The following is a 22992-nucleotide window of genomic DNA, read 5'->3' on the forward strand; positions in this document are numbered from 1 at the left end:
CACGCCAATTGTCACGAGGGGAATTGCCGCTGAGCGATGTGCTATCAGGGCTGCAGCAGTGTCAGGAGCGCCCGTCTCTTTCCAGTGAAAGAGACGGGCGCAGGTTGGCGCACGTGAAATGGCCAAGCGAATAGGCTGCTGCTGAGCAGATGGGTAGGGTGGTTGCCGCAGGGGCAACGATATTGAGGTGGCATCCATCACATGGGTAGTGACCGTACGAGCTGCCGGACGCGAATCGTACTTGCGGGTGGACCACCGCGGGAGCGGCGTGACCTTTAAGGTTCGGGTCACCTGGGGTGCTGTCATCGACAGCTCTTGCGACTCCCGGTCTACGCTTGTGGACAATATTCGTCAAGCGGTGCGATATCAGGGATTTAGCGCCTGTGGATAAAACTATCCCCCGGTGGACATCAGTGGTTTTCCACAGACGTAAGCTGTGCCAGCAGTTTTTTTCTTAGGTATGGTCCTTTCAAACGGGGCGGCTTTGCAGCCCCGTTTGAAAGGACCCGCGCGGAAGAGCTTCATGCGGTGCTGTGGGTAACTTCACAGCGAGTTGAGGTGGTGGTGCGGCGGGTTACTCGGTCCTTTTGGCACTGCGAAGGCGCGTTACGTTCTCGCCCGTCTGTTTGGCAAACTCATGCGGCGTCACATGGTCCTCGCGGTTCGCCTCCAGAAACCGGCTCCACCAGGTCATGATCATCCGGCGCTCTTCGAGGAACTCGGCCTTGTGGGTATAAGCGGCCCGCACGTTGTTGCGTTCCTTGTGGCTCATCTGCCGTTCGATGGCCGTCTCTGACCACAGCCCGGACTCGACCAGCGCACTGCACGCCATGGCTCGGAACCCGTGGCCGCAAATATCCACCTTGGTGTCGTAGCCCATCGTCCTGAGCGCGGCATTCACCGTGTTCTCGGACATCGGTTTCCATGGCTTGGCATCGCCAGCGAACACCAGCTCAAATTTGCCGGTGATCGCGTGGATCTGCTCGAGCAAGGCCACGGCTTGCGGCGATAAGGGTACAACGTGAATGTCCCCGGCCATCTTCGTACCCCTTGTGGAAAAGGGCACTCCGTCCAGCGCCGGGCGGGTGTCGGGGATCTCCCAAATTCCACGCTTGAGGTCGAACTCATTCCAACGAGCGAAGCGCAGTTCACTTGAGCGTACGAATACATGCAACGACAGCATCACCGTGAGGCGCGTGAGCGGGCGACCTCTGTAGTCCTCAATGCATGCCAGTAGCCCTGGCAGCCGCGATAAGGGTAGTGCGGGTCGGTGAGTTACCCGTGGTGTCTTGATCGAGCCATCGAGGTCGTGAGCCGGGTTCGCCGTGATCAGTCGCAGCCGTTTGGCTTCACGCATGATGCTTTGCAGGTAGTTCTTGATCCTGAGCGCCACGTCGATGGTGCCGCGCTTCGTCACGGCTTCCAGTGGCTGCATGAGGTCGTGGGTGTCCAGCTCAACAATTGCTCTGGCACCGATCAAAGGGAACACGTGGGTCTTCAATCGGCTGAGCACAGTCTTGGCGTGGCCGGGCGCCCACTTCGGCACCATGCTCGCATACCAGTCGAGCGCAACGCTTTCGAAGGTCCGGCCGTTGATCACGGCCTGAGTCTTGGTTTGTTGCTTGTACTGGATGGGGTCTATGCCGTTGGCGAGCTGCTGCTTGATCTCGAAGCGCTTGCGGCGTGCGTCGCCCAGCCCGACCACCGGGTAGCTGCCGAGGGCGGTCAGGCCTTCGCGGCCATCGGGTTTCACGTACCTGAGCCGCCAGCCTTTGCGGCCGTTGGGTTGCACAAGGAGGTAGAGACCGTCGCCGTCGAAGAGCTTGTACTCGCGCTCTCTGGGCTTTGCCGTGCGACAGGCGGTGTCTGTAAGCGGGGCAGTGGTGCGGGCCATAAGGGTAGTCTCCGATATCGAAACGGACCTCTATCCTTAAAACTACCCTTATTAGCGTTGGCTACCCCCGGAATCCGACGGAACGCCAAAACGAAAAAACCCGCCAGAAGGCGGGTTTTTCGGGGGTTCCAGAGATTTTAAAAGCTTTGTATGGAACCTTGAATGGTGCCGGCACCAGGAATCGAACCCGGGACCTACTGATTACAAGTCAGTTGCTCTACCATCTGAGCTATACCGGCAATGGGGCGTCATTATAACGATCGTTTGGCGCCTGTAAACCACTTCCTTGCGAATGTTCGCAAAAGACCTAAGTCACCGGCCCAAAAGGAGAATTTTCCTACCAGCCGCGGTGGATAGTGTTGACGCTTGGCTCGCTTTTGCCCGGGTTGAAGAACAACTTGTCGTTGTCGCAGCCGCGCTTGCGGCAGGGGCTTTCGGTGCGCAGGGGCAGGCCGTTGTCGCCGCCCAGTTGCATGCCGGGGTGGTTCCAGCCCAGGTTGCTGTTTGGGTGAGGCGAGGTGCCGCTGGCGCAGCCGGTGAGGGCCAGGGCGAGGGTCAACAGGGCGAGAGGTTTGGCTTGGGTCACGATGGTCAGGTCCGTTGGTCCATTGTCGGTTCTGGCGCAACGCCAGAAGGCCGCGAGGCTGGCGGGCAGCGCGCGACGTCACTTTTTAATGATTTGGGGGGCGGATGATACACCGTTACGGCGGTGGGGCATTAGCCTTGTGTTGCCTGATAGGGCCTCTTCGCGGGTGAACCCGCTCCCACAGGGATCGTGTGAGTGCGGCAATTTGCGTAAGGAAATTCTGAACCATGGGGCCAAAAGCTTCTGGGTTTGGATGCTTCGGAAGTATCCTACGCGCGCCGCCGAAGTATCGCTGTTGTCGGGGAAGTGGCTCACAGATACCGTTTTCGGGTCGCTCAGGCGACCGGGTGTGAGAGCCCGACTTTGAATAAGCGCTACCTGTCATGGTGGCCGTACGTGGGCAGACCTCGGTCTGGCCGGGCTTCCTTATTCACTCGGTTTCTCACCCCGCGTACGGCTGCCGCCTCAAATCCGTGAGAAAGATTTTTGGCAGCCTCCTTTCGTGAATGAGGATTTGCCATGAAACAAGATGAGCCAGTCACCACCGCAGGCGTGGAAACCTTCCTCGCAGCCGGTAACCCATCCCTCAATCTGCTACGTGTGGAGCCCGGTGTCCCCGTGGATGCTGCCTACGAGCATGTCTCGATCCTGATGGGCTACATCAAGCACCTGGTGCGTGAGGGAGATATGGAAGACGACCATAAATTCCTGGGTGCTGCCGATTACCTGTGCGACATGGCCAAGGCGTTGATGAACGATATCGAGATCGCCAAAGGTAAGGCGCACTGAAATTTTTGCTCCCACAAAAGCCGCTTGCGCCAACCACAAGAAATGTTTATGCACAAGTGGCATTTGGGACTTGCGCGAAAGGCATGCCGGATCGCTGCGCCGCTGGTCTTTGCGCAAACGCCTGTTTTTACTGGCCTTGAGCTGCAACCCGGAATAAGCCAAACGCTTGAAATAGCGCTTGGATCCAACAGGTAATCAAAAGCTTGTACACAGACTTATCCACAGGTTGTGCTGCGGCTAACGGTCGCGTTCCGCGAGGATAAGCAGGTTGCGTGGGGTCAGTGGATAGTCGCAAAACAGGCCTAGGCGAACGGCGTAGCCTTGTTCTTCGAGGAACAGGGCGCGATCGAGTACCAACCACAACTCCAGCGGCCGGCGGAACAGGTTGCGTACGCGCTCCAGGTTGCGTACCTCGGCCAGGCGCTGCCAGCCGGCGGCTTCCAGGGCGGTCCAGTCCGGGTTGCCGGTCAAGGGCATTTGTTTGAGATCGGCCAGGTCGCGGCAGTACTGCTCGAAGGGCTTTTCCAGCCAGGCTACCGGCAGCGACGGCGTTGGCAGGTATTCGCTGCTTTGGCGCTGCTGGCGTTGCAGCAGGTCGAAGCCCAGGCGCCGGGCCATCGAGGTGTCGCGCTGGCGCCGCACGCGGGCGCCGGCGGTGACGGTTTCGCTCAGGGGCAGGCCCAGGTCGTCCAGCGACAGCTGCAGGCTCGATGCCTGCGCGGCTGTGGATAACGCTTGGTACTGCGGCGCCGCGATGCGGTTGTAGCAGCAGGGGGCTACGGCGAGTTGCCGGCAACCTTGCTGGCTGGCCAGTTGCATCAGGCGTACATGCAGGTCGCCACAGGCATGCAGGGCAACCACGCTTTTGTCGCCGGCCAGGTGCCGGGCGCTGTCGCTGGCCATCACATCCTGGTGTACGTGCTGTGCTGGCAAGTGATGGTGGGCGCTCAGGGCCTGGCCGGCGACGACCAGTTCGGCGTCGTACTCCAGGCAGGTCAGCTGTTGGCCGGGTTGCAGCAGGCGACGGCCGAGGTGGCCTTTGCCGGAGCACCAGTCCAGCCAGTGGCGGGGCGGGTCGCGGAAGGCCAGGTGGCTGGCGAAGGCTTCGATCTGCTGCCATTTGCGGCCGGGGACGGCGACGTCCAGGCGGTGGGCGGCGGGTGGCAGGTCGGTCTGAGGGAGGCTGCCGAGGGCGGCGAGCTTCCGGGCTTGTTCGGCCAGTTGCGCGAAGGGCGCGGGCAAGCGGTCAGCGGCGCTGTCGGCTTCGGCGTCTGCCAGGGAACATTGGCGCAGGTGGGTGGCGAGTTCGGGGTGGGTGGTTTCCCAGGCCAGTTGCAGGGTGGTGAAGGGGCGGGGTTTCCACAGCTGTTGGTGCTCGACCAGGAATTGGTCGAGGGCCTTGAAGCGGGTGCTTAGGTGGTGGCTGTGGAGGTGGTTGGGCATGGGAAGAAGTGTGTTGGGTTTGAGGGCCTCTTCGCGGGTGAACCCGCTCCCACAGGATTAACACAGGTTTCAAGGCCTGTGATGTACCTGTGGGAGCGGGTTTACCCGCGAAATGGCCAGTAAGGTCTCAACGACCCTGGCAGGCATCCACGCGCAGCCAGCGCTCCAGCAGCTTGAAGCCCTGCACCAGCAGGAACGAGATCACCAGGTAGAACACGCCTGCGGCAAAGAAGATTTCCACCGGCAGGTAGGTGCGGGCAATGATGGTACGGGCCATGCCGGTCAGTTCCAGCAGGGTCACGGTACTGGCCAGCGCACTGGCCTTGAGCATCAGGATCACTTCGTTGCTGTACGCCGGCAGGCCGATGCGCGCAGCACGGGGCAGCATGATGTAGAACAGCGCCTTGCCACGCGACATGCCCAGCGCCCGCGCCGCTTCGATCTCACCTTTGGGGATCGACTGAAGCGCGCCACGCAGGATCTCGGCGATGTAGGCAGCGGTGTGCAGGGTCATGGTCAGCACCGTGCACCAGAACGGATCGCGCAGGTACGGCCACAGCGAGCTGGAACGCACCGCATCGAACTGCGCCAGGCCGTAGTAGACCAGAAACAGCTGCACCAGCAGCGGCGTGCCGCGGAAGAAGAAGATGTAGCTGAACGGCACGGCGCGCACGTACCAGTGGCGCGAGGAGCGGGCGATGCCCAGCGGGATGGCCAGGATCAAACCGGCAACCACGGCAATGGCTACCAGCTCCAGGGTCAGGACCGCACCCTCGGCCAGGCGTGGCAGCCATTTGAAGATGACTTCCCAATTCATTATTCAGCCCTCGCAAAGCCGCGAGCGGCGCGTTTTTCCATGAAGTACATGCCGGTCATGGCAATGACGGTCAGGCCCAGGTAGATGCAGGCCGCGACCATGTAGAAGGTGAAGGGCTCCTTGGTCACGGTCACGCCAATTTGCGAGTGACGCATGATTTCTTCCAGGCCGATCACCGACACCAGGGCGGTGTCCTTCATCAGGATCATGAACAGGTTGCCAAGGCCGGGCAGGGCGATGCGCCACATCTGCGGCAGGATGATCCGCGAAAGGATGCGGCCCTTGGACAAGCCCAGCGCCAGGCCAGCTTCACGATGGCCCTTGGGGATCGCCAGAATGGCCCCACGGAACACTTCGGTGGCGTAGGCGCCAAAGCACAGGCCCAGGGCGATTACACCCGCCGCGAAGGCGCTAAGCTCCAGGCCCGGCATGTTCAGGGCTTCGCCGAGGCTGTTCATCAGCCCGACGGTGCCGAAATAGATAAGCAGCACCCACAGCAGTTCGGGCACGCCGCGAACCAGGGTCGAGTAGAAGCCGCCAAGCCATTGCAGCGGCTTGAGCGGGGAGGTCTTGGCCAGGGCGCCGAGCAGGCCCAGCACCAGCCCCAGCAGCAAGGCGCAAAGCGCCAGTTTTACGGTCATCAGGGTGCCGGCCATCATGGCCGGACCGAATCCGTGCAGGTCGATATTCATGGGCAGGTCATTTTAGGGACTGGCGCGCCACGGGGGCGCGCCGGTCAGGGCGGGTCATTCGATGCTGAACGGGAAGTACTTGTCGTTGATTTTCTTGTACGTGCCGTCGGCCTTGATCTCGGCCAGGGCTTTGTTCAGCTCGTCGCGCAGCTTGGTGTCACCTTTGCGCACGGCAATGCCGATCTTGTCGCTGTCCATCACCGGCTCGCCCTTGAACTCGAAGTTCGAGCCGTCTTTGCTCTTCAGCCACTCGTACTGCACGTACTTGTCGGCCAGGATGCCGTCGATGCGGCCGGACACCAGGTCCAGGTAGGCGTTTTCCTGGGTGTCGTACAGCTTGACGTCGACGCCCTTGAAGTTGTCTTCAAGGTAGGTGCCGGCCAGGGTGGCGCGCTGGGTGCCGATGGACTTGCCTTTCAGCGACGCTGCGTCAGTCTTGAAGTCGACATTTTTCGGCGCGATGAACTGCAGCTTGTTGGAGTAGTACGGCTCGGTGAAGTCCACAGCCTGCTTGCGCTCGTCGGTGATCGACAGCGAAGACACCAGGAAGTCGAACTTCTTGGCGTTCAGGGCCGGGATGATGCCGTCCCAGTCGGAGGTGACGACCGAGCATTCGACTTTCATCTTGGCGCACAGGGCGTCGCCGATGTCTTTGTCGAAACCAACCACGTTACCGCTGGCATCCTTGTTGTTGAACGGTGGGTAGGCGGCTTCGATACCCATGCGCAGTTTTTCTGCGGCCATGGCGTTTGCCGACATCACCAGCGTGGCAGCAGCTGCCAGGAGAAACTTCTTGTAAGTGTGCATGTATTGCTCCGTTAGCGGTGGCTTGACATGAATTGCTTGCAACGCGCCGAGTTCGGGTTCTCGAAGACCTGCTGCGGCGATCCCTGCTCTTCGACCAGGCCCTGGTGCAGGAAGACGACTTCACTGGACACATGGCGGGCAAAGCTCATCTCGTGCGTTACCAACAGCATGGTACGGCCTTCTTCGGCCAATGCGCGGATAACGTTTAGCACTTCCTGGACCATTTCCGGATCGAGGGCCGAAGTGGGCTCGTCGAACAGGATGACTTTAGGCTTCATGGCCAGGGTACGGGCAATGGCGGCACGCTGTTGCTGGCCACCGGAAAGCTGGGCGGGGTAGCTGTGGCGCTTGTCGTAGATGCCAACCTTGTTCAGCAGCGCTTCGGCGGCTTCTATGGCCTCGGCCTTGCTCTGGCCGAGCACGCGGCGTGGCGCCTCGATGATGTTGTCGAGGATCGACATGTGCGGCCACAGGTTGAAGTTCTGGAAGACAAAGCCGATTTCGCTGCGCAGGCGGTTGATCTGGCGGTTGTCGGCGGCGACCAGGTCGCCGTTTTTGGCAGCCTTGAGCTTGAGGGCTTCGCCGGCCACCAGGATTTCGCCCTGGTGCGGGTTCTCGAGCAGGTTGATGCAACGCAGCAGGGTGGACTTGCCGGAGCCGGACGACCCCAGGATGGAGATCACGTCACCGTCGCGTGCGGTCAGCGAAATGCCCTTGAGAATTTCCTGCTCGCCGTAGCGTTTGTGCAGATTGCGGATTTCCAGCGCGGGCGTGGCCTGAGCCATGTGCGGTCCTCATGTGTTCGGGTGCGTTCCCAGCTATTGGCGGCCTTCCTGGCGTGCGCCAAGCTAGCATAGCGGCATTATGGCGGCCAACAGGGTTGCCAGGGACTCGGGGCACTGGTGGGGCAGTTTGTCGCATCGCTGCAGCGCAACGTCGCGCAGATGTCCGCGAAGGTGTCGCCCAGCACCAGAGCCTTGATGAAAAAAGGCGCGATGGTGCCAGCTTTAGCCTGCTCATGGAAGCGGTTTTGGCCCATTCGAGGGGTAAACCCGACCTTTAGATCAGGCCAGTCCAGTGTGGGCGGGGTTACCCGCGAATACGCAGGCAGGCTAGAAGGTTGTACCTCAAGGTTGCACTTTTTGGCATTGCGGTGGTGCACAGGTGTTACCGGGGAGCACCTTTGGTGCGTTTGTAAGTGGGTATTTCAGTAATCCGACGATTTGGCGTCCTTTCGGTCAAGGTCTGGCCGAAAGCCCTCCAAACCGCGTCCTAAAAGGCCCGCAGAAATTTCTGACGAATGCATTCAGCTGGTGGCGCGCTTATTGCCAGTAGGAAACCGCCGATTGCAGCGACGCCTAGACCAACCCCTGGCGCGCTCCGTTTCCGCAGTCGGAGTGGTCCACTCCTTACAAAGGTAGTTTTAATGAGCGGTAACAATTCCAATGACCTCGCTCAGGGGCTCAAACAACGGCATGTGACCATGCTGTCCATCGCTGGCGTCATCGGTGCCGGCCTGTTCGTAGGCTCCGGCCACGCCATCGCAGCTGCCGGCCCGGCCGTGCTGCTGGCTTACGCCGCTGCCGGTACGCTGGTCGTGCTGGTCATGCGCATGCTGGGTGAAATGGCGGTCGCCTCGCCAGATACCGGTTCGTTCTCAACCTATGCCGACCGCGCCATCGGGCGTTGGGCCGGTTTTACCATTGGCTGGCTGTACTGGTGGTTCTGGGTGCTGGTGATTCCGCTGGAAGCCAACGCCGCCGCGGCCATTCTGCATGCCTGGTTCCCTGCAGTTGACCTGTGGGCCTTCTCCCTCATCATTACCTTGGCGCTTACCCTGACCAACCTGTGCAGCGTGAAGAACTACGGCGAGTTCGAGTTCTGGTTCGCCCTGCTCAAGGTGCTGGCGATCGTCGGCTTCATCGCCGTGGGCTGTGCGGCCTTGTTCGGCTTTGTGCCGAGCAGCCAGGTGAGCGGTGCCAGCCACCTGTTCGACACCCAAGGCTTCATGCCTAACGGCCTGGGCGCAGTGCTGGCAGCCATGCTGACCACCATGTTCTCGTTCATGGGTACCGAAATTGTCACCATCGCCGCTGCCGAGTCGAAGGACCCGGGCAAGCAGATCAGCCGCGCCACCAACTCGGTCATCTGGCGTATCTGCCTGTTCTACCTGGTGTCGATCTTCCTGGTCGTTGCCCTGGTGCCGTGGAACGACCCGGCCCTGGCCGAAACCGGTTCCTACCAGACCGTGCTGAGCCGTATCGGCGTGCCGAATGCCAAGCTGATTGTCGACATCGTCGTGCTGATTGCCGTGACCAGCTGCCTGAACTCGGCTCTGTACACCTCTTCGCGCATGCTGTTTTCGCTGAGCAAGCGTGGCGACGCCCCGGCCATCGCCCAGCGCACCACCAAGGCGGCGACCCCGTACGTGGCGGTATTGCTGTCCACTGCAGCGGCATTCCTCTGCGTGTTCGCCAACTTCGTGGCCCCGGCCCAGGTGTTCGAATTCCTGCTGGCCAGTTCTGGTGCCATTGCGTTGCTGGTGTACCTGGTGATTGCCATTTCGCAGCTGCGCATGCGTGCCAAGCGTGAAGCCAGTGGCGAGAAGATTGCCTTCAAGATGTGGCTGTTCCCGGGCCTGACCTGGGCGACCATTGCCTTTATCGTTGCCATTCTTGTGGTGATGGCGCTGCGTGAGGATCACCGTGCGGAGATCATCGCGACTGCGTTGCTGAGCATTGGTGTAGTAGCGGCTGGCTTGCTGGTGCACCGCAAGCGCGAAGCTGCCGGGCGGGTGGCGCTGGATAACTGATCCGCGCTGGCTGAAATGAAAAGGCCGCGCCCTGTGAAGGGTGCGGCCTTTTTTTGTTGCCTGCACCGGCCCTATCGCCGGCAAGCCAGCTCCCACAGGAATGTTGCTGCACTCAGGCCTGTCATGAACCTGCGGGAGCTGGCTTGCCGGCGATAGGGCCCTTGCAGGTTAAATGGCCCTGTCAGCCAAACTGCTTCTGCTGTTGCTGCTGCTTGGCCACCAGTTCGGATGCGGCGATGTAGGCATCCTGGAACTCATCGCTTTCCAGCCAGGCCATGGTGGCCTCTTCGTCAGCGCCGTCCAGCCATTTGCGGTAGGCGTTGAACACCAGCACGATGTAGTCGGTAGCGTGCTCTTCCTTGTGCCCCTTGAGCACCAGGGCCAGCAGCGGGTCCACCAGGAATACCGAGATCATCGGCACCAGGCCGCCTGCCTGGGCTTCCTTCATCTTCTCGAACATCGCGTCGTAGCTGCCCGACTCCATCGCCTTGTTGAACACCTGCTCGACGCTGGCGCTGTCGCCGGCACTGGGCTTGACCGCCTGGCCGCTGCGCACCATGCGGTTCTGCTTGGCCTTGCTGGCGGCGCGCTTGGCGCGTTTCTGTTGCTTGGTAGGGGTGGCCATGGGGTGAATCCTTGGGGTGTCTGAAAAGTGCGCGTATTGAAGCGCAGTTGCAGGGGAAACCCAAGTGTTGTGCAAATGTGCCGCTGCGCGGCCCATCGCCGGCAAGCCAGCTCCCAAAGGTACTGCGCAACATTCCAGGTCGGTGCAAACCCTGTGGGAGCTGGCTTGCCGGCGATGGGCTGCAAGGCAGCCCCGGCAATCTAACTGGCTACCCCTATCGGTTCATCCTCCTCGAATCCCCGCGATGCCCGACCCACCAGCAGTGCATCGGGGGCATGGGCCACGCTGTGGTCCTTGCCGGGGTAGTCCAGCGAGTGCAGGAAGTGGCGGATGCAGTTGATCCGCGCGCGCTTCTTGTCATCGGACTTGATCACTGTCCACGGCGCATCGGCGGTGTCGGTGTGGAAGAACATCGCTTCCTTGGCACCGGTGTAGTCTTCCCATTTGTCCAGCGACTTGATGTCGATGGGCGAGAGCTTCCAGTGCTTGAGCGGGTCGTCCCGGCGCGAGATGAAGCGGCGCAGTTGCTCTTCGCGGTTCACCGAAAACCAGTACTTGAACAGCAGGATGCCGCTGTTGCACAGCATGCGTTCCAGGTCTGGCGCCTGGCGCATGAACTCCAGGTACTGCAGCGGCGTGCAGAAGCCCATTACCTTCTCGACCCCGGCGCGGTTGTACCAGGAGCGGTCGAAGAACACCATTTCACCCGCTGTGGGCAGGTGCTGGATGTAGCGCTGGAAATACCACTGGCCCTGTTCCTGCTCGGAAGGCTTCTCCAGTGCGACGATGCGTGCGCCACGTGGGTTGAGGTGCTCCATGAAACGCTTGATCGTGCCGCCCTTGCCTGCGGCATCGCGCCCCTCGAACAGGATCACCACACGCTGGCCGGTTTCCTTCACCCAGCTTTGTACCTTCAATAGCTCGATCTGCAGCGCGTGCTTGGCCTTTTCGTAGTCCTGGCGTCGCAGACGGGTACGGTAGGGGTAGCTGGCCGGCAGGCGCGCCGAGGTGCTGTCTTCGTTGCTGCCCTTGGGGGCGGTGGCAACTTCCAGTGCCGCGGGTTGCTGGCTGATGCTGGCGATCGCCGGTTCCGGCTTGCGCTGGCGTGGGCGGCGCGTGCGGACTGGAGTGATGGCGGGTTCGCTGGGGGCGGGGAGCAGGAGGGGGGATTCTTCGCTCATGGAGGTCCTTGCTGGTCGATACGGGTGTCCGTCTTCGATTATGAAGGTGAGCGAGTGATGGCTATTTGATGCTGGTCAATGAGCAAAAATTACAGACAACAAAAAACCCGCACTAGGCGGGTTTCTTGTTGTCGCTTCGGGTAACTTTGCAACCACCAGAAGCTGAAGGTGGTGCCCAGAGACGGAGTCGAACCGCCGACACGAGGATTTTCAATCCTCTGCTCTACCGACTGAGCTATCTGGGCGACGAGGTGAATTAAATAGATTTCCGGACCGCTCGTCAACGACTTTTTGAAAAAATTTTAAATTAATTCCGTCGCTTACGATTTTTGGGGTCATTCGGCCGGTGGAACGTAGCCTTCCGCCTGGGCGTATTCTTCGCCGGCGAAAAACTTGTCCATCTCTGCCTGGAGGAATTTGCGGTCCTCGGCATTCATCATGTTCAGGCGTTTTTCGTTGATCAGCATGGTCTGGTGCTTCTGCCAGTCTGCCCAGGCTTTCTGCGAGATGTGTTCGAAGATGTCCTGGCCCTTGGCGCCGGGGTAGGGCGGGCGCTCCAGGCCTGGCAGTTCTTCTTTGTACTTGCGGCACATCACGGTGCGGGTCATCGGGCATCTCCTGCAATCAGTTCGTCGGCTGCGCGTTCAAGCAGCTTTTTGACCGGGGCGGCGAGGCCCAGGCGCGGCGGGGTGGCGAGGTTATACCAGAGCCAGTCGGCCTCGGCCACGTGCTCGCCGACCAGGTCGACGCGCACCAGCCAGGGCTCGATTGCCAGCTGGAAGTGGCTGAAGGTATGGGTCAGGCCTGCCATGGCCCGGCTGCCTGCCAGGCGCAAGCCGTGCTGATAGGCCAGGTCGTCGAGCTGTGCGAGGTCGTCCAGCTCCGGCAGGCTCCACAAGCCACCCCAAAGGCCGCTGGAGGGGCGGCGATAAAGCAGGATGGCGCCTTCGTGGTTGGCCAGCAGTGGCATCAGCGTGCGCCGTTGTGGCAACGCCTTGCGCGGCTTGGGCTCCGGGTATCGGGTTTCTTCACCGTGCAGGTGCGCCTCGCAGCCGCGCTGCAACGGGCAGATCAGGCAACTGGGCTTGCTGCGGGTGCACAGCGTGGCACCCATGTCCATCATGGCCTGGGTGTAATGGTTGGCGCGCTCCAGCGGGGTAAAACGCTCGGCCGTGGCCCACAGCTGGTTGGCCACCTTGGGCTCGCCAGGGTAGCCGGCCTGGGCGGTGTAGCGGGCCAGCACGCGCTTGACGTTACCGTCCAGGATCGGCGCGCGAATGCCCATGCTGATGCTGGCGATGGCGCCGGCGGTGGAGCGGCCGATGCCGGGCAGCTCGGTGAGCTGCTCGACACTGCGCGGGAACTCGCCGCCATGTTGCGCGACGACGATCTTTGCCGCCTTTTGCAGGTTGCGTGCGCGGGTGTAGTAGCCCAGCCCCGTCCACAGGTGCAGCACTTCATCCTCCGGCGCCTCGGCCAGGGCCTGCACGGTCGGCAGGGCCTGCATGAACCGGTCGAAGTAGTTGAGCACGGTGCTGACCTGGGTCTGCTGCAACATGATTTCCGACACCCACACCCGGTACGGGGTGATGCCCTGTTGCCAGGGCAGGTCGTGCCGGCCGTGCTCGTCGTACCAGTCCAGCACAGCGCTGGAGAACTGCTCGGGGCTCATCGCTTGAACAGCCCCTTGAGTGCGTCTTTTACTTCCGGGCTCACTTTGTCTCCGAGTTTTTCTTCGAGCTTTTCATCAATCTTGTCTTTCAGGCGGTTGCCGGCCAGCTTGGCGGCAACTTTGCCCATGCCGCCCTGGTCCAGGCGGCAGGCCTTGGCGCCCAGCTCCAGCGGGCCACGGCAGCGCAGCGGCACTTCAACGCCCACGTAGCGTTCGTTGACCTGGCAGGCCGGGTCCGGCATGGCGCGCTGGTCGCCTTCGACAATCACGCCAACGTTGTAGTCCATGCCCAGCACACGCAGGTCGAGGTCGCCATGGCCGTTGACGGTCAGGCCCGGGATGCGCGCCTTGAGGTCCGGGTTGCTGGCAACGCCATTGCGCACCACCAGGCTGCCGCGCAGTTCCTGGAACGGGGTGTCCTTGCCGCGAGGCTCGCCGCTCAGGGTCTTGCGGTTGAGGGTGGCGATGGCCTGGCACAGCTGCTGTTCCAGGTTGGCATTGACCAGCACGCCATCATTGATGGTGAAGTTGGCGCTGCCGTTCAGGGTGTCGACCAGGGCTTTCTGGCTGTTGCCGCTGGCGGTCAGGTCGCTGGTCAGGGTCAGCAGGCCTTTGACGGGTGGTACCTGGTCCTTGCCTTCGGTCTTGATGAAGTGCTCTACCGGCACCCGCTGGATGTTGGTGTTCACACCCAGTTGCGGTACGGCAGGGCGCACGTCGACCGTGCCCTTGGCTTCGAAGGTGCCGTTGTACAGCTCGCCGCGCAGGGTTTGCAGGGTCAGCAGGCCGCCTTGGCCAATGGCCTTGAGCTGGGCGTCTTCGATCGGCAGCTTGTCCACGGTCAGCGAGCCAAAGGCCAGGTCTGCTTGCAGGTCGAGGGCGCGCAGGCGGTCGACCGGCAGCAGTTTGTCGTCGCTCCAGGCCACCTGGGTCGGGGCGTTGGGCAGTGGTGTGGTGCCGGCACCGGCCACGGCGCTGGCTTCTTGCTGCTTGACCTCGGCCTGGCGCGCGGCAGTGGCGCCCTTGGCCTCTTCGCTCTTGGCTGGCAGGTAGCGGTCAGCGTCGAAGGTATCGCCCTTCAGTTGCAGGCGCAGGGCCTGCTTGGCGAAGTCTTCCACGGCCACACGGCCACTGAAGGTACTGTCGTCCAGCTTCACGGCCAGGTCTTCCAGGGCCAGGCTGTTTGCCGTGCCCTGCAGACGGGTCACCAGCTCCAGCTTGGCGAAGGCTGCCGGGTCGTTGGTGGCTGGCAGCGTGCGGCCGATGCTGTCGAGGAAGGTGCGCAGGTTGAACTGGGCGATGGACAGGCCACCGCTCAGCTGTGGTGCCTTGTCCAGGTCGCGCACATTCAGCTCGCCCAGGGCGCGCAGCTGGTTGGCCGAGACTTTCAGGCCGTTCCACGAGGCGACATTGGCTGCCAGGTCGACCAGCAGCTGGCCCTGGGCGGCGAAGGTCACGGTCTTGCCGCCGGTTGGCTCACCCGAGGTTTCGCCCGACAGGCGCATGTCTTCGAAGTTGTAGCGCTTGAGCTTGCGGTCAAAACGCAGCTCGCCGGCCAGTTCGGTGCGGGCCTTGATATTCGGCTCGCTGGCGCTGATGAAGGCACTGGCCTTGAGCGGAATGTTGGCGCCTTCGTGGACCGGCCCCGTGCTCAGCTGGATGCTCTCGGCGCTGTAGCTCTGGCCGGTCTTGGCATCGCTGTACTGCACGCGGGCGTTGTTCACGGTCAGGCTGTCGATGTCCAGCTTGACGGCCCGCTCGTTGCCGTTCGCAGGCGCCGGCTTCTGTTCGGCAGTTGCCTGGGCGGGGGCATTGGCCTGCGCATCGGCAGGGGTGCCGTTCGGCGCGGGCAGCGGCTTGCCGATGTCTTCCCAGTTGCCATGACCTTGCTCGTCGCGGGCCAGGGTCAGGTTCAAGCCTTCGACGCGCACGTCGCTCATCTGCACTTCGCGGCGCAACAACGGCAGCACACGCACGGACAGGCCGAGCATTTGCAGGTCGGCGAACGGCTCCTTGGGTTTGGCCAAGGTGGCGATGCTTGCTTCGTGCAACTCCAGGCCCAGCCACGGGAACAGGCTCCAGCCGATGTCGCCGTTGAGGGTCAGCTCGACGTGAGCCTTGTCCCGTGCCAACTGGCGAATCTCGTCTTTGTAGTCGTTGGGATCAAAGAGGTGGGTCAGGGCGAAGCCCAGCGCCACGATGATCAGCAGCAACCCGAGAAGCCCCAGTCCCAGGATTTTGCCGAACGCTTTCATGGGCGAGTCCTTGTAGTCCGTTAGTGAATTCAGGCGACAGAGTATAACGCCGCGGTGGTTGTCCCTGCTTATTCGACTAGAGATACAGGGCTTTTCCTACGGTTGAAGCAGATGGTACGGCTTTCGGTGGGCAAATGTTTGCCTGTGCTGGCCTCTTCGCGGGCATGCCCGCTCCCACAGGTACTGCACAGGCCTGAAGGGTGTTGAAAATCCTGTGGGAGCGGGCGAGCCCGCGAAGAGGCCGGCACAGGAGAGAGGACCGTTTCAGCAACGCGAAAAATCACGATATCAGATTGCTTTCACGCCACTTGGCTCTGCTAATCTTGCGCCGCTTTGCGAGCACCCACCCTATAAGAAGGATCAGATCCATGACCAGTACCGTCGCGGCGGGAGCCTCGGCCAGTGCGCCAGGCTTCCTGTCGAAGGAGCGCATCATCGCCCGCCCGGGCTTCAACCGCTGGCTGGTCCCGCCAGCCGCCCTGGCCATCCACCTGTGCATCGGCATGGCCTACGGTTTTTCGGTGTTCTGGCTGCCGTTGTCGCAAGCCCTCGGCATCACCGCGCCCGTCGCCTGTGCGCCAGACATGGGCTTCATTGCCCGCCTGTTCAGCGCCGAATGCGACTGGCCGATCTCGATGCTGAGCTGGATCTACACCCTGTTCTTCGTCTTCCTCGGCTGCTCCGCGGCAGTACTGGGTGGTTGGCTGGAGCACGCCGGGCCGCGAAAGGCGGGCCTGGTGTCGGCACTGTGCTGGTGTGGCGGCATGCTGATCTCGGCCATTGGCGTAAAAACCCACCAACTGTGGCTGATGTGGCTGGGCTCCGGCGTGATCGGCGGCATCGGCCTGGGCCTGGGCTATATCTCCCCTGTGTCCACGTTGATCAAGTGGTTCCCGGACAAACGCGGCATGGCCACCGGCATGGCGATCATGGGCTTCGGTGGCGGGGCCATGGTGGGTGCACCGCTGGCCACTGCGCTGATGGGGCATTTTGGCAACGAGCACGAAGTGGGCGTATGGCAGAGCTTCGTCGCCATGGCGGCGATCTACTTCGTCTTCATGACTGCCGGCGCGCTGGCTTACCGAGTGCCGCCGACCGGCTGGAAGCCCGAAGGCTGGAGCGCCCCGGCGAAAAAAGCCGGTAACACCATGGTCACCGACCGCCATGTACATGTCAGTGTGGCGTGGAAAACCCCCCAATTCGCGCTGATCTGGCTGGTGCTGTGCCTGAACGTGTCGGCGGGCATCGGTATTCTCGGCATGGCGTCGCCCCTGCTGCAGGAAGTGTTCGCCGGCAAATTGCTGGGCAACGAACTGACCTTCAGCCAGCTGAATGCGGCCCAGTTGGCACAGATTGCCGCGATCGCCGCCGGCTTCACCGGCCTGCTGAGCCTGTTCAACATCGGCGGGCGGTTCTTCTGGGCATCGTTCTCCGACTATATCGGGCGCAAGAACACCTACTTTGCCTTCTTCGCCCTGGGCGTTGGCCTTTACAGCCTGGTGCCGAACATGGGGCACCTGGGTAACGTGGCGCTGTTCGTGGCCGCGTTCTGCATCATCCTGTCGATGTATGGCGGCGGTTTCGCGACCGTGCCGGCGTACCTGGCTGACCTGTTCGGCACGCAGATGGTCGGCGCCATTCATGGTCGCCTGCTGACTGCCTGGGCTGCGGCGGGCGTGCTGGGGCCGGTGTTGATCACTTACCTGCGCGAGTCTCAGCTGGCAGCGGGTGTAGAGCGCGCAGCGGCTTACGACATGACCTTGTATATCCTCGCCGGCCTGCTGGTGCTGGGCTTTATCTGCAACATGCTGGTGCGCCCGGTGGCCGACAAGCACTTCATGAGCGATGCCGAACTGGCGGCCGAGCGCGCGCTGAGCCATGACAAGGGTGCCGATGGGGCGCGGTCGCTGGAGTGGAAGGCGGCGCCGGGGAGCCTGCCGTTGGTGCTGCTGGCCTGGGCGGTGGTGGTCGTGCCGCTGGCCTGGGGTGTGTGGGTGACACTGCAGAAGACTGCTGTCCTGTTCCATTGATGTAACTGCATGGGGGCGCAAAGCAGCCCCCATTACGCAGTTGTATAGACCTGTAGCAGCATCCAGCCCCCGTAATTCCTCGCTTTGCCATATGTCATCCGCGTTTCAAGCTGGCGCGTTCTGGGCCTATAATGGAGCCCTTTTCGCCCAATGATTTTGCGGAGCTGGTGATGGTCGAACGTAAGGCTTCCGTCGAGCGCAATACCCTGGAAACCCAGGTCAAGTGCTCGATCAACCTCGATGGCAGTGGCAAGGCCCGATTCGATATCGGCGTGCCTTTTCTTGAACACATGCTGGACCAGATCGCCCGCCATGGCCTGATCGATCTGGATATCGAGTGCAAGGGTGACACGCATATCGACGATCACCATACCGTCGAGGACGTCGGTATCACCCTGGGCATGGCTTTCGCCCAGGCCATCGGTGACAAGAAAGGTATCTTCCGCTACGGCCACGCCTACGTGCCGCTGGATGAAGCGCTGTCGCGTGTGGTCATCGACTTCTCCGGTCGCCCTGGCCTGCAAATGCATGTGCCGTATACCCGTGCCAGTGTTGGCGGCTTCGATGTCGACCTGTTCCAGGAATTCTTCCAGGGCTTCGTCAACCACGCGCTGGTAACCCTGCACATCGACAACCTGCGTGGCCACAACACCCACCACCAGATCGAAACCGTGTTCAAGGCATTCGGCCGCGCGCTGCGCATGGCTGTCACCCTCGACGAGCGCATGGCCGGGCAGATGCCGTCGACCAAAGGGTGCCTGTAAATGCAGACGGTAGCCGTAATCGACTATGGCATGGGCAACCTGCACTCGGTGGCCAAGGCGCTTGAGCACGTTGGTGCCGGTAAAGTGCTGGTCACCAGCGATGCCGCAGTCATACGTGAAGCCGACCGCGTGGTATTTCCGGGCGTAGGTGCGATCCGCGATTGCATGGCCGAAATCCGCCGCCTGGGCTTCGACAGCCTGGTGCGCGAAGTCAGCCAGGACCGCCCGTTCCTCGGTATTTGCGTGGGCATGCAGGCGCTGCTTGAACACAGCGAGGAAAACGCCGGTGTCGACTGCATCGGCATGTTCCCGGGCCAGGTGCGCTTCTTCGGCAAAGACCTGCAAGAAGACGGCGAGCACCTGAAGGTGCCGCACATGGGCTGGAACGAAGTCAGCCAGACCATCCACCACCCGCTGTGGCACGACATCCCCGACCAAGCGCGTTTCTACTTCGTGCACAGCTATTACATCAATGCCGGCAAGCCGGGCCAGGTAGTCGGCCGCGGCCACTACGGCGTCGATTTTGCCGCCGCGCTGGCAGATGGCTCGCGCTTTGCCGTGCAGTTCCACCCGGAGAAGAGCCATACCCATGGCCTGCAGTTGCTGCAGAACTTCGTCGCCTGGGACGGGCGCTGGTAAATGAGCAGGTCGAAAGCCAAGACCCCGGTCATCACGCTGGCCCCCGAGCAGGAGCGCGATGCGCTCGACACGCTCAAGCGCTTCCTCGAAGACCGTTTCGAGCTGGAGCTGGGGTCGTTCGAGGTGGCCGAGGTGCTTGAGCTGTTCAGCAAAGAAATTGCACCCCTTTACTACAACAGGGCGATTGCCGATGTTCAGCTGCACCTCAAGGAGCGGTTCGAGAGCATCGAAAGCGATCTGTGGGCGCTCGAAAAGCCCTGAAACCCTAAGAACAGACAGGTTCCCAAGATGCTGATTATCCCCGCTATCGATCTGAAGGACGGTGCTTGCGTGCGCCTGCGCCAGGGCCGCATGGAAGACTCCACGGTATTTTCCGACGACCCGGTGAGCATGGCCGCCAAGTGGGTCGAGGGTGGCTGCCGCCGCCTGCACCTGGTCGACCTCAACGGCGCCTTCGAAGGCCAGCCGGTCAACGGTGAGGTGGTTACCGCCATTGCCAAGCGCTACCCGACCCTGCCGATCCAGATCGGCGGTGGCATCCGTTCGCTGGAAACCATCGAGCATTACGTCAAGGCTGGCGTCAGCTACGTGATCATCGGCACCAAGGCGGTGAAGCAGCCAGAGTTCGTCGCCGAAGCGTGCAAGGCCTTCCCCGGCAAGGTCATCGTTGGCCTGGATGCCAAGGACGGCTTCGTCGCCACCGACGGCTGGGCCGAAGTGAGCACCGTGCAGGTCATCGATCTGGCCAAGCGTTTCGAGGCCGATGGCGTCTCGGCGATCGTCTACACCGACATCGCCAAGGACGGCATGATGCAGGGCTGCAACGTGCCTTTCACCAAGGCACTGGCTGAAGCCACCCGCATTCCGGTGATCGCCTCGGGCGGCATCCACAACCTGGGCGACATCAAGGCCCTGCTGGACGCCAAGGCCCCCGGCATCATTGGCGCCATCACCGGCCGTGCCATCTACGAAGGCACCCTCGATGTCGCCGAGGCCCAGGCCTTCTGCGACAACTACCAAGGCTGAGGACTGAACCATGGCACTGGCCAAGCGCATCATCCCTTGCCTGGACGTGGACAACGGCCGGGTGGTCAAGGGCGTCAAGTTCGAGAACATTCGTGATGCCGGCGACCCGGTGGAAATCGCCCGTCGCTACAACGAGCAGGGTGCCGACGAGATCACCTTCCTCGACATCACCGCCAGCGTCGATGGCCGCGACACCACCCTGCATACCGTCGAGCGCATGGCCAGCCAGGTGTTCATCCCGCTGACCGTGGGCGGTGGCGTGCGCACCGTGCAGGACATCCGCAACCTGCTCAATGCCGGTGCCGACAAGGTTTCGATCAACACGGCTGCGGTGTTCAACCCGGAGTTTGTGGGCGAGGCGGCGGACCGTTTCGGTTCGCAGTGCATCGTTGTCGCCATCGATGCCAAGAAGGTGTCCGGGCCAGGTGAAACGCCACGCTGGGAAATTTTCACCCACGGCGGGCGCAAGCCGACCGGGCTGGATGCAGTCGAGTGGGCGAAGAAGATGGAAGGCCTGGGTGCTGGCGAGATCCTGCTGACCAGCATGGACCAGGACGGCATGAAGAACGGCTTCGACCTGGGTGTTACCCGCGCCATCAGTGATGCGCTGGGCATTCCGGTGATTGCCTCGGGTGGTGTGGGTAACCTGCAGCACCTGGCTGACGGCATTCTGGAAGGGCATGCCAGCGCGGTGCTGGCGGCCAGTATCTTCCACTTTGGCGAGTACACGGTGCCGGAGGCCAAGGCCTACATGGCATCGCGCGGTATCGTCGTTCGCTGATCCATTGATTGGGGCTGCTTAGCAGCCCTTCGCGGGCACGCCCGCTCCCACAGGGATCTCTCCAAACCTGTGGGAGCGGGCGTGCCCGCGAAGGGCCGCAACGCGGCCCCAATTGCCTCAACCGTGGTTCTTGCCGAGCAACGCGTGATAAAGCTCGGTATCCCCAAGAATCCCCACCACCCTGTCGTTATCCTGCAACACCAGCTTGTTGCCGGTCTGATAACGAATCTGCAGCGCCTCGCGCATGCCGATGTCGGCGTGCACCACGGTCGGCCTGCGCTCCAGCAGCTCCACATCCTGCCCCGGTGCCCAGTTCTGCATGTCCAGCCCGTTCTGGCCCTGGCGTGCACGCTTGAGCGCGCCACCTTCGCCCAGGTCCAGCCACGAATCGATACCCGGGTCCAGGCACACCGAGCCATTGACCCGCTTGCAGTTGTCCAGGCTGCGCATCAGGCTGCGGCCGCACAGCACGTTCAGCGGGTTGGTGTGGGCGACGAAGGTACGCACATACTCGTCGGCCGGGTTGAGCACGATCTCCTCCGGCTTGCTGTACTGGATGATCCGCCCGTCCTTCATGATCGCAATGCGGGTACCCAGCTTCAGTGCCTCGTCCAGGTCGTGGCTGACGAACACGATGGTCTTGCTCAGCTTGGCCTGCAGGCCCAGCAGCTCGTCTTGCAGGCCTTGGCGGATCAGCGGGTCCAGTGCCGAGAACGGTTCGTCCATCAGCAGGATGTCGGCATCCATCGCCAGCGCCCGGGCCAGGCCCACGCGCTGCTGCATGCCGCCAGACAACTCGTCCGGCTTCTTGTTGCGCCACTGGGTCAGGCCCACCAGCTCGAGCTTCTCGTCCACCAGCTTGCGCCGTTCCTTTTCAGGGCGGCCCTGCATTTCCAGGCCAAAGCTGATGTTCTCGCGCACCGTCAGCCAAGGCATCAGGGCGAACTTCTGGAACACCATGGCAATGCGCTTGGTGCGCATCATTTTCAGCTCGGCCGGGCTGCAGTGGGCAATGTCGATGTGCTTGCCTTCGTGCTCGACAAACAGCTTGCCGCGGCTGACGGTGTTCAGGCCGTTGATGCAGCGCAGCAGGCTCGATTTGCCCGAGCCGGACAAGCCCATCAGCACGCAGATCTCACCCTTGTTGATATCAAGGTTGGCCTTTTCGACGCCGACCACCAGGCCGGTCTGCTTGAGGATCTGTTCGCGGGTCTTGCCCTGGTCCAGCAGCGACAGTGCCTCGCGCGGCTTGTTGGAGAAAATGACGTCGACGTCTTCGAAACGAATGATGCTCATGCCTCACCCCTTACCGGCAGTTCCGGTTGCTTGCAGATACGGTCGAGCATGATTGCCAGCAGCACGATCGCCAGGCCCGCTTCGAAGCCCAGGGAAATATCGGCGGTGTTCAGTGCGTTGACCACAGGTTTGCCCAGGCCGTCAGCGCCCACCAGGGCGGCGATCACCACCATCGACAGCGACAGCATGATGCACTGGGTGACGCCGGCGGCGATGCTGGGCATCGCATGCGGCAGTTCGATACGGGTAAGCAATTGGCGACGCGAGCAGCCAAAGGCCTTGCCAGCGTCCATCAGCTCCTGCGGGACGTCGCAGATGCCCAGGTAGGTGAGGCGGATTGGTGCCGCAATGGCGAAGACCACGGTAGAGATCAGCCCCGGTACCACACCCAGGCCGAACAGGGTCAGGGTAGGGATCAGGTAGACGAAGGTGGGCACCGTCTGCATCAGGTCGAGTACCGGGCGCATGGCGGTATAGAACATTGGTTTGTGCGCAGCCAGGATGCCCAGGGGCACGCCAATCACCACGCACACCACCGTGGCGAAGGTCACCTGCGCCAGGGTTTCCATGGTTTCCTGCCAGTAACCCAGGTTGAAGATCAGCAGGAATGACAGGGCAACGAACGCGGTCAGCCCCCACTTGCGCTGGATCAGGTGTGCCAGGCCGGCGAACAGGGCGATGAGGACGAACGGGTTGAACCAGGTCAGGGCACTGGTGACCCCATGGATCATGAATTCCAGGCCTTGCGCGATGGCGTCGAAGTAATTTGCGCCGTTCTGGGTCAGCCACTCGACGAACGACGCGATGTACTGGCCCAGGGGTATTTTCTGATCGATAAGCATGATAGCGAGCTTCCACCTGCATAGATTGAAATCAACCCGGG

General features: G+C 62.0%; 22 protein-coding genes and 2 tRNA genes. 8 read left to right on the forward strand and 16 right to left on the reverse strand.

The features are described from left to right. Positions 1 to 574: 574 nt before the first annotated feature. From PP4_RS01525 to PP4_RS01535, 3 genes are all read right to left on the reverse strand, one after another. Positions 575 to 1894 carry a tyrosine-type recombinase/integrase gene (locus PP4_RS01525; RefSeq protein ID WP_016497588.1) on the reverse strand — a complete coding sequence of 440 codons (1320 nt, stop codon included), beginning with the start codon at positions 1892 to 1894 and terminating at the stop codon, positions 575 to 577. Between the two features lie 163 nt (positions 1895 to 2057). After that, positions 2058 to 2133 (reverse strand) — tRNA-Thr (locus PP4_RS01530). 98 nt (positions 2134 to 2231) lie between these two features. Then, complete coding sequence (locus tag PP4_RS01535; protein WP_016497589.1) at positions 2232 to 2480, reverse strand: hypothetical protein; 249 nt, start codon at positions 2478 to 2480, stop codon at positions 2232 to 2234. A 519-nt stretch (positions 2481 to 2999) separates the two neighbouring features. Between PP4_RS01535 and PP4_RS01540 the strand changes: the two genes are divergently transcribed. Continuing rightward, positions 3000 to 3269: a DUF3077 domain-containing protein gene (locus tag PP4_RS01540; protein ID WP_016497590.1), complete on the forward strand. Its 270-nt coding sequence runs from the start codon at positions 3000 to 3002 to the stop codon at positions 3267 to 3269. Positions 3270 to 3506: 237 nt separating this feature from the next. Here the strand turns inward: PP4_RS01540 and PP4_RS01545 are convergent, their stop codons facing one another. From PP4_RS01545 to PP4_RS01565, 5 genes are all read right to left on the reverse strand, one after another. Next, the gene (locus PP4_RS01545; RefSeq protein ID WP_016497591.1) at positions 3507 to 4712 is read right to left on the reverse strand and encodes a methyltransferase; all 1206 of its coding nucleotides are present in this window, start codon (positions 4710 to 4712) and stop codon (positions 3507 to 3509) included. A 127-nt stretch (positions 4713 to 4839) separates the two neighbouring features. Then, entirely contained in the window at positions 4840 to 5529 is a 690-nt protein-coding gene (locus tag PP4_RS01550; protein WP_016497592.1) for an ABC transporter permease, read from the reverse strand. Beyond that, positions 5529 to 6221 carry an ABC transporter permease gene (locus PP4_RS01555; RefSeq protein WP_016497593.1) on the reverse strand — a complete coding sequence of 231 codons (693 nt, stop codon included), beginning with the start codon at positions 6219 to 6221 and terminating at the stop codon, positions 5529 to 5531. The genes PP4_RS01550 and PP4_RS01555 overlap by 1 nt, the downstream gene beginning before the upstream one ends. Positions 6222 to 6275: 54 nt before the next feature. After that, on the reverse strand, positions 6276 to 7028 hold the full coding sequence (locus PP4_RS01560) for an ABC transporter substrate-binding protein (RefSeq protein WP_016497594.1): 753 nt from the start codon (positions 7026 to 7028) through the stop codon (positions 6276 to 6278). 11 nt (positions 7029 to 7039) lie between these two features. Further along, positions 7040 to 7813, reverse strand: coding sequence for an ABC transporter ATP-binding protein (locus PP4_RS01565; RefSeq protein WP_016484496.1), 774 nt, complete (start codon positions 7811 to 7813; stop codon positions 7040 to 7042). A gap of 641 nt (positions 7814 to 8454) precedes the next feature. Here PP4_RS01565 and gabP point away from each other — a divergent pair. Beyond that, positions 8455 to 9840 (forward strand): GABA permease, encoded by a 1386-nt coding sequence (gabP, locus tag PP4_RS01570; RefSeq protein ID WP_016497595.1) that lies wholly within the window; start codon positions 8455 to 8457, stop codon positions 9838 to 9840. Between the two features lie 181 nt (positions 9841 to 10021). Here gabP and PP4_RS01575 read toward each other — a convergent pair whose 3' ends face one another. The 6 genes from PP4_RS01575 to PP4_RS01600 all read right to left on the reverse strand — a co-directional run bounded on the left by PP4_RS01575 (position 10022) and on the right by PP4_RS01600 (position 15573). Continuing rightward, the gene (locus PP4_RS01575; protein WP_016497596.1) at positions 10022 to 10465 is read right to left on the reverse strand and encodes a hypothetical protein; all 444 of its coding nucleotides are present in this window, start codon (positions 10463 to 10465) and stop codon (positions 10022 to 10024) included. 200 nt (positions 10466 to 10665) lie between these two features. Beyond that, on the reverse strand, positions 10666 to 11646 hold the full coding sequence (ppk2, locus tag PP4_RS01580) for a polyphosphate kinase 2 (RefSeq protein ID WP_016497597.1): 981 nt from the start codon (positions 11644 to 11646) through the stop codon (positions 10666 to 10668). A 169-nt stretch (positions 11647 to 11815) separates the two neighbouring features. Continuing rightward, positions 11816 to 11891, reverse strand: a tRNA-Phe gene (locus PP4_RS01585). Between the two features lie 90 nt (positions 11892 to 11981). Continuing rightward, positions 11982 to 12254, reverse strand: a complete 273-nt coding sequence (locus PP4_RS01590; RefSeq protein WP_016497598.1) for an oxidative damage protection protein — start codon at positions 12252 to 12254, stop codon at positions 11982 to 11984. After that, positions 12251 to 13318, reverse strand: a complete 1068-nt coding sequence (gene mutY, locus PP4_RS01595) for an A/G-specific adenine glycosylase (RefSeq protein WP_016497599.1) — start codon at positions 13316 to 13318, stop codon at positions 12251 to 12253. The genes PP4_RS01590 and mutY overlap by 4 nt, the downstream gene beginning before the upstream one ends. After that, the gene (locus PP4_RS01600) at positions 13315 to 15573 is read right to left on the reverse strand and encodes an AsmA family protein (protein ID WP_016497600.1); all 2259 of its coding nucleotides are present in this window, start codon (positions 15571 to 15573) and stop codon (positions 13315 to 13317) included. Before PP4_RS01600 ends, mutY begins: the two co-directional genes overlap by 4 nt. Positions 15574 to 15941: 368 nt before the next feature. On the opposite strand from PP4_RS01600, the gene PP4_RS01605 reads away from it, so the two are divergent. The 6 genes from PP4_RS01605 (at position 15942) to hisF (ending at position 20813) form a co-directional block, all read left to right on the forward strand. Continuing rightward, on the forward strand, positions 15942 to 17603 hold the full coding sequence (locus tag PP4_RS01605) for an OFA family MFS transporter (protein ID WP_016497601.1): 1662 nt from the start codon (positions 15942 to 15944) through the stop codon (positions 17601 to 17603). Between the two features lie 170 nt (positions 17604 to 17773). Beyond that, the gene (gene hisB / locus PP4_RS01610) at positions 17774 to 18367 is read left to right on the forward strand and encodes an imidazoleglycerol-phosphate dehydratase HisB (protein ID WP_009682881.1); all 594 of its coding nucleotides are present in this window, start codon (positions 17774 to 17776) and stop codon (positions 18365 to 18367) included. After that, positions 18368 to 19006: an imidazole glycerol phosphate synthase subunit HisH gene (gene hisH / locus PP4_RS01615; RefSeq protein WP_016497603.1), complete on the forward strand. Its 639-nt coding sequence runs from the start codon at positions 18368 to 18370 to the stop codon at positions 19004 to 19006. After that, complete coding sequence (locus PP4_RS01620) at positions 19007 to 19267, forward strand: DUF2164 domain-containing protein (RefSeq protein ID WP_016497604.1); 261 nt, start codon at positions 19007 to 19009, stop codon at positions 19265 to 19267. A gap of 27 nt (positions 19268 to 19294) precedes the next feature. Beyond that, the gene (gene hisA / locus PP4_RS01625) at positions 19295 to 20032 is read left to right on the forward strand and encodes a 1-(5-phosphoribosyl)-5-[(5-phosphoribosylamino)methylideneamino]imidazole-4-carboxamide isomerase (protein ID WP_016484508.1); all 738 of its coding nucleotides are present in this window, start codon (positions 19295 to 19297) and stop codon (positions 20030 to 20032) included. Between the two features lie 10 nt (positions 20033 to 20042). Next, entirely contained in the window at positions 20043 to 20813 is a 771-nt protein-coding gene (gene hisF, locus PP4_RS01630) for an imidazole glycerol phosphate synthase subunit HisF (RefSeq protein WP_008091498.1), read from the forward strand. A gap of 117 nt (positions 20814 to 20930) precedes the next feature. Here the strand turns inward: hisF and choV are convergent, their stop codons facing one another. Next, positions 20931 to 22109 (reverse strand): choline ABC transporter ATP-binding protein, encoded by a 1179-nt coding sequence (choV, locus tag PP4_RS01635; RefSeq protein WP_012270095.1) that lies wholly within the window; start codon positions 22107 to 22109, stop codon positions 20931 to 20933. Further along, complete coding sequence (choW, locus tag PP4_RS01640) at positions 22106 to 22954, reverse strand: choline ABC transporter permease subunit (protein ID WP_169725175.1); 849 nt, start codon at positions 22952 to 22954, stop codon at positions 22106 to 22108. The genes choV and choW overlap by 4 nt, the downstream gene beginning before the upstream one ends. Positions 22955 to 22992: the final 38 nt, after the last annotated feature.

Source organism: Pseudomonas putida NBRC 14164 (genome assembly GCF_000412675.1).
In the GTDB taxonomy this organism is placed as follows: domain Bacteria; phylum Pseudomonadota; class Gammaproteobacteria; order Pseudomonadales; family Pseudomonadaceae; genus Aquipseudomonas; species Aquipseudomonas putida.

Excerpts from the sequence above, each read along its gene's own strand:
- PP4_RS01525 (WP_016497588.1), bottom strand. The coding sequence starts at position 1,894 with ATGGCCCGCACCACTGCCCCGCTTACAGACACCGCCTGTCGCACGGCA.
- PP4_RS01540 (WP_016497590.1), top strand. The coding sequence starts at position 3,000 with ATGAAACAAGATGAGCCAGTCACCACCGCAGGCGTGGAAACCTTCCTC.
- PP4_RS01545 (WP_016497591.1), bottom strand. The coding sequence starts at position 4,712 with ATGCCCAACCACCTCCACAGCCACCACCTAAGCACCCGCTTCAAGGCC.
- PP4_RS01550 (WP_016497592.1), bottom strand. The coding sequence starts at position 5,529 with ATGAATTGGGAAGTCATCTTCAAATGGCTGCCACGCCTGGCCGAGGGT.
- PP4_RS01555 (WP_016497593.1), bottom strand. The coding sequence starts at position 6,221 with ATGAATATCGACCTGCACGGATTCGGTCCGGCCATGATGGCCGGCACC.
- PP4_RS01560 (WP_016497594.1), bottom strand. The coding sequence starts at position 7,028 with ATGCACACTTACAAGAAGTTTCTCCTGGCAGCTGCTGCCACGCTGGTG.
- PP4_RS01565 (WP_016484496.1), bottom strand. The coding sequence starts at position 7,813 with ATGGCTCAGGCCACGCCCGCGCTGGAAATCCGCAATCTGCACAAACGC.
- gabP (WP_016497595.1), top strand. The coding sequence starts at position 8,455 with ATGAGCGGTAACAATTCCAATGACCTCGCTCAGGGGCTCAAACAACGG.
- PP4_RS01575 (WP_016497596.1), bottom strand. The coding sequence starts at position 10,465 with ATGGCCACCCCTACCAAGCAACAGAAACGCGCCAAGCGCGCCGCCAGC.
- ppk2 (WP_016497597.1), bottom strand. The coding sequence starts at position 11,646 with ATGAGCGAAGAATCCCCCCTCCTGCTCCCCGCCCCCAGCGAACCCGCC.
- PP4_RS01590 (WP_016497598.1), bottom strand. The coding sequence starts at position 12,254 with ATGACCCGCACCGTGATGTGCCGCAAGTACAAAGAAGAACTGCCAGGC.
- mutY (WP_016497599.1), bottom strand. The coding sequence starts at position 13,318 with ATGAGCCCCGAGCAGTTCTCCAGCGCTGTGCTGGACTGGTACGACGAG.
- PP4_RS01600 (WP_016497600.1), bottom strand. The coding sequence starts at position 15,573 with ATGAAAGCGTTCGGCAAAATCCTGGGACTGGGGCTTCTCGGGTTGCTG.
- PP4_RS01605 (WP_016497601.1), top strand. The coding sequence starts at position 15,942 with ATGACCAGTACCGTCGCGGCGGGAGCCTCGGCCAGTGCGCCAGGCTTC.
- hisB (WP_009682881.1), top strand. The coding sequence starts at position 17,774 with ATGGTCGAACGTAAGGCTTCCGTCGAGCGCAATACCCTGGAAACCCAG.
- hisH (WP_016497603.1), top strand. The coding sequence starts at position 18,368 with ATGCAGACGGTAGCCGTAATCGACTATGGCATGGGCAACCTGCACTCG.
- PP4_RS01620 (WP_016497604.1), top strand. The coding sequence starts at position 19,007 with ATGAGCAGGTCGAAAGCCAAGACCCCGGTCATCACGCTGGCCCCCGAG.
- hisA (WP_016484508.1), top strand. The coding sequence starts at position 19,295 with ATGCTGATTATCCCCGCTATCGATCTGAAGGACGGTGCTTGCGTGCGC.
- hisF (WP_008091498.1), top strand. The coding sequence starts at position 20,043 with ATGGCACTGGCCAAGCGCATCATCCCTTGCCTGGACGTGGACAACGGC.
- choV (WP_012270095.1), bottom strand. The coding sequence starts at position 22,109 with ATGAGCATCATTCGTTTCGAAGACGTCGACGTCATTTTCTCCAACAAG.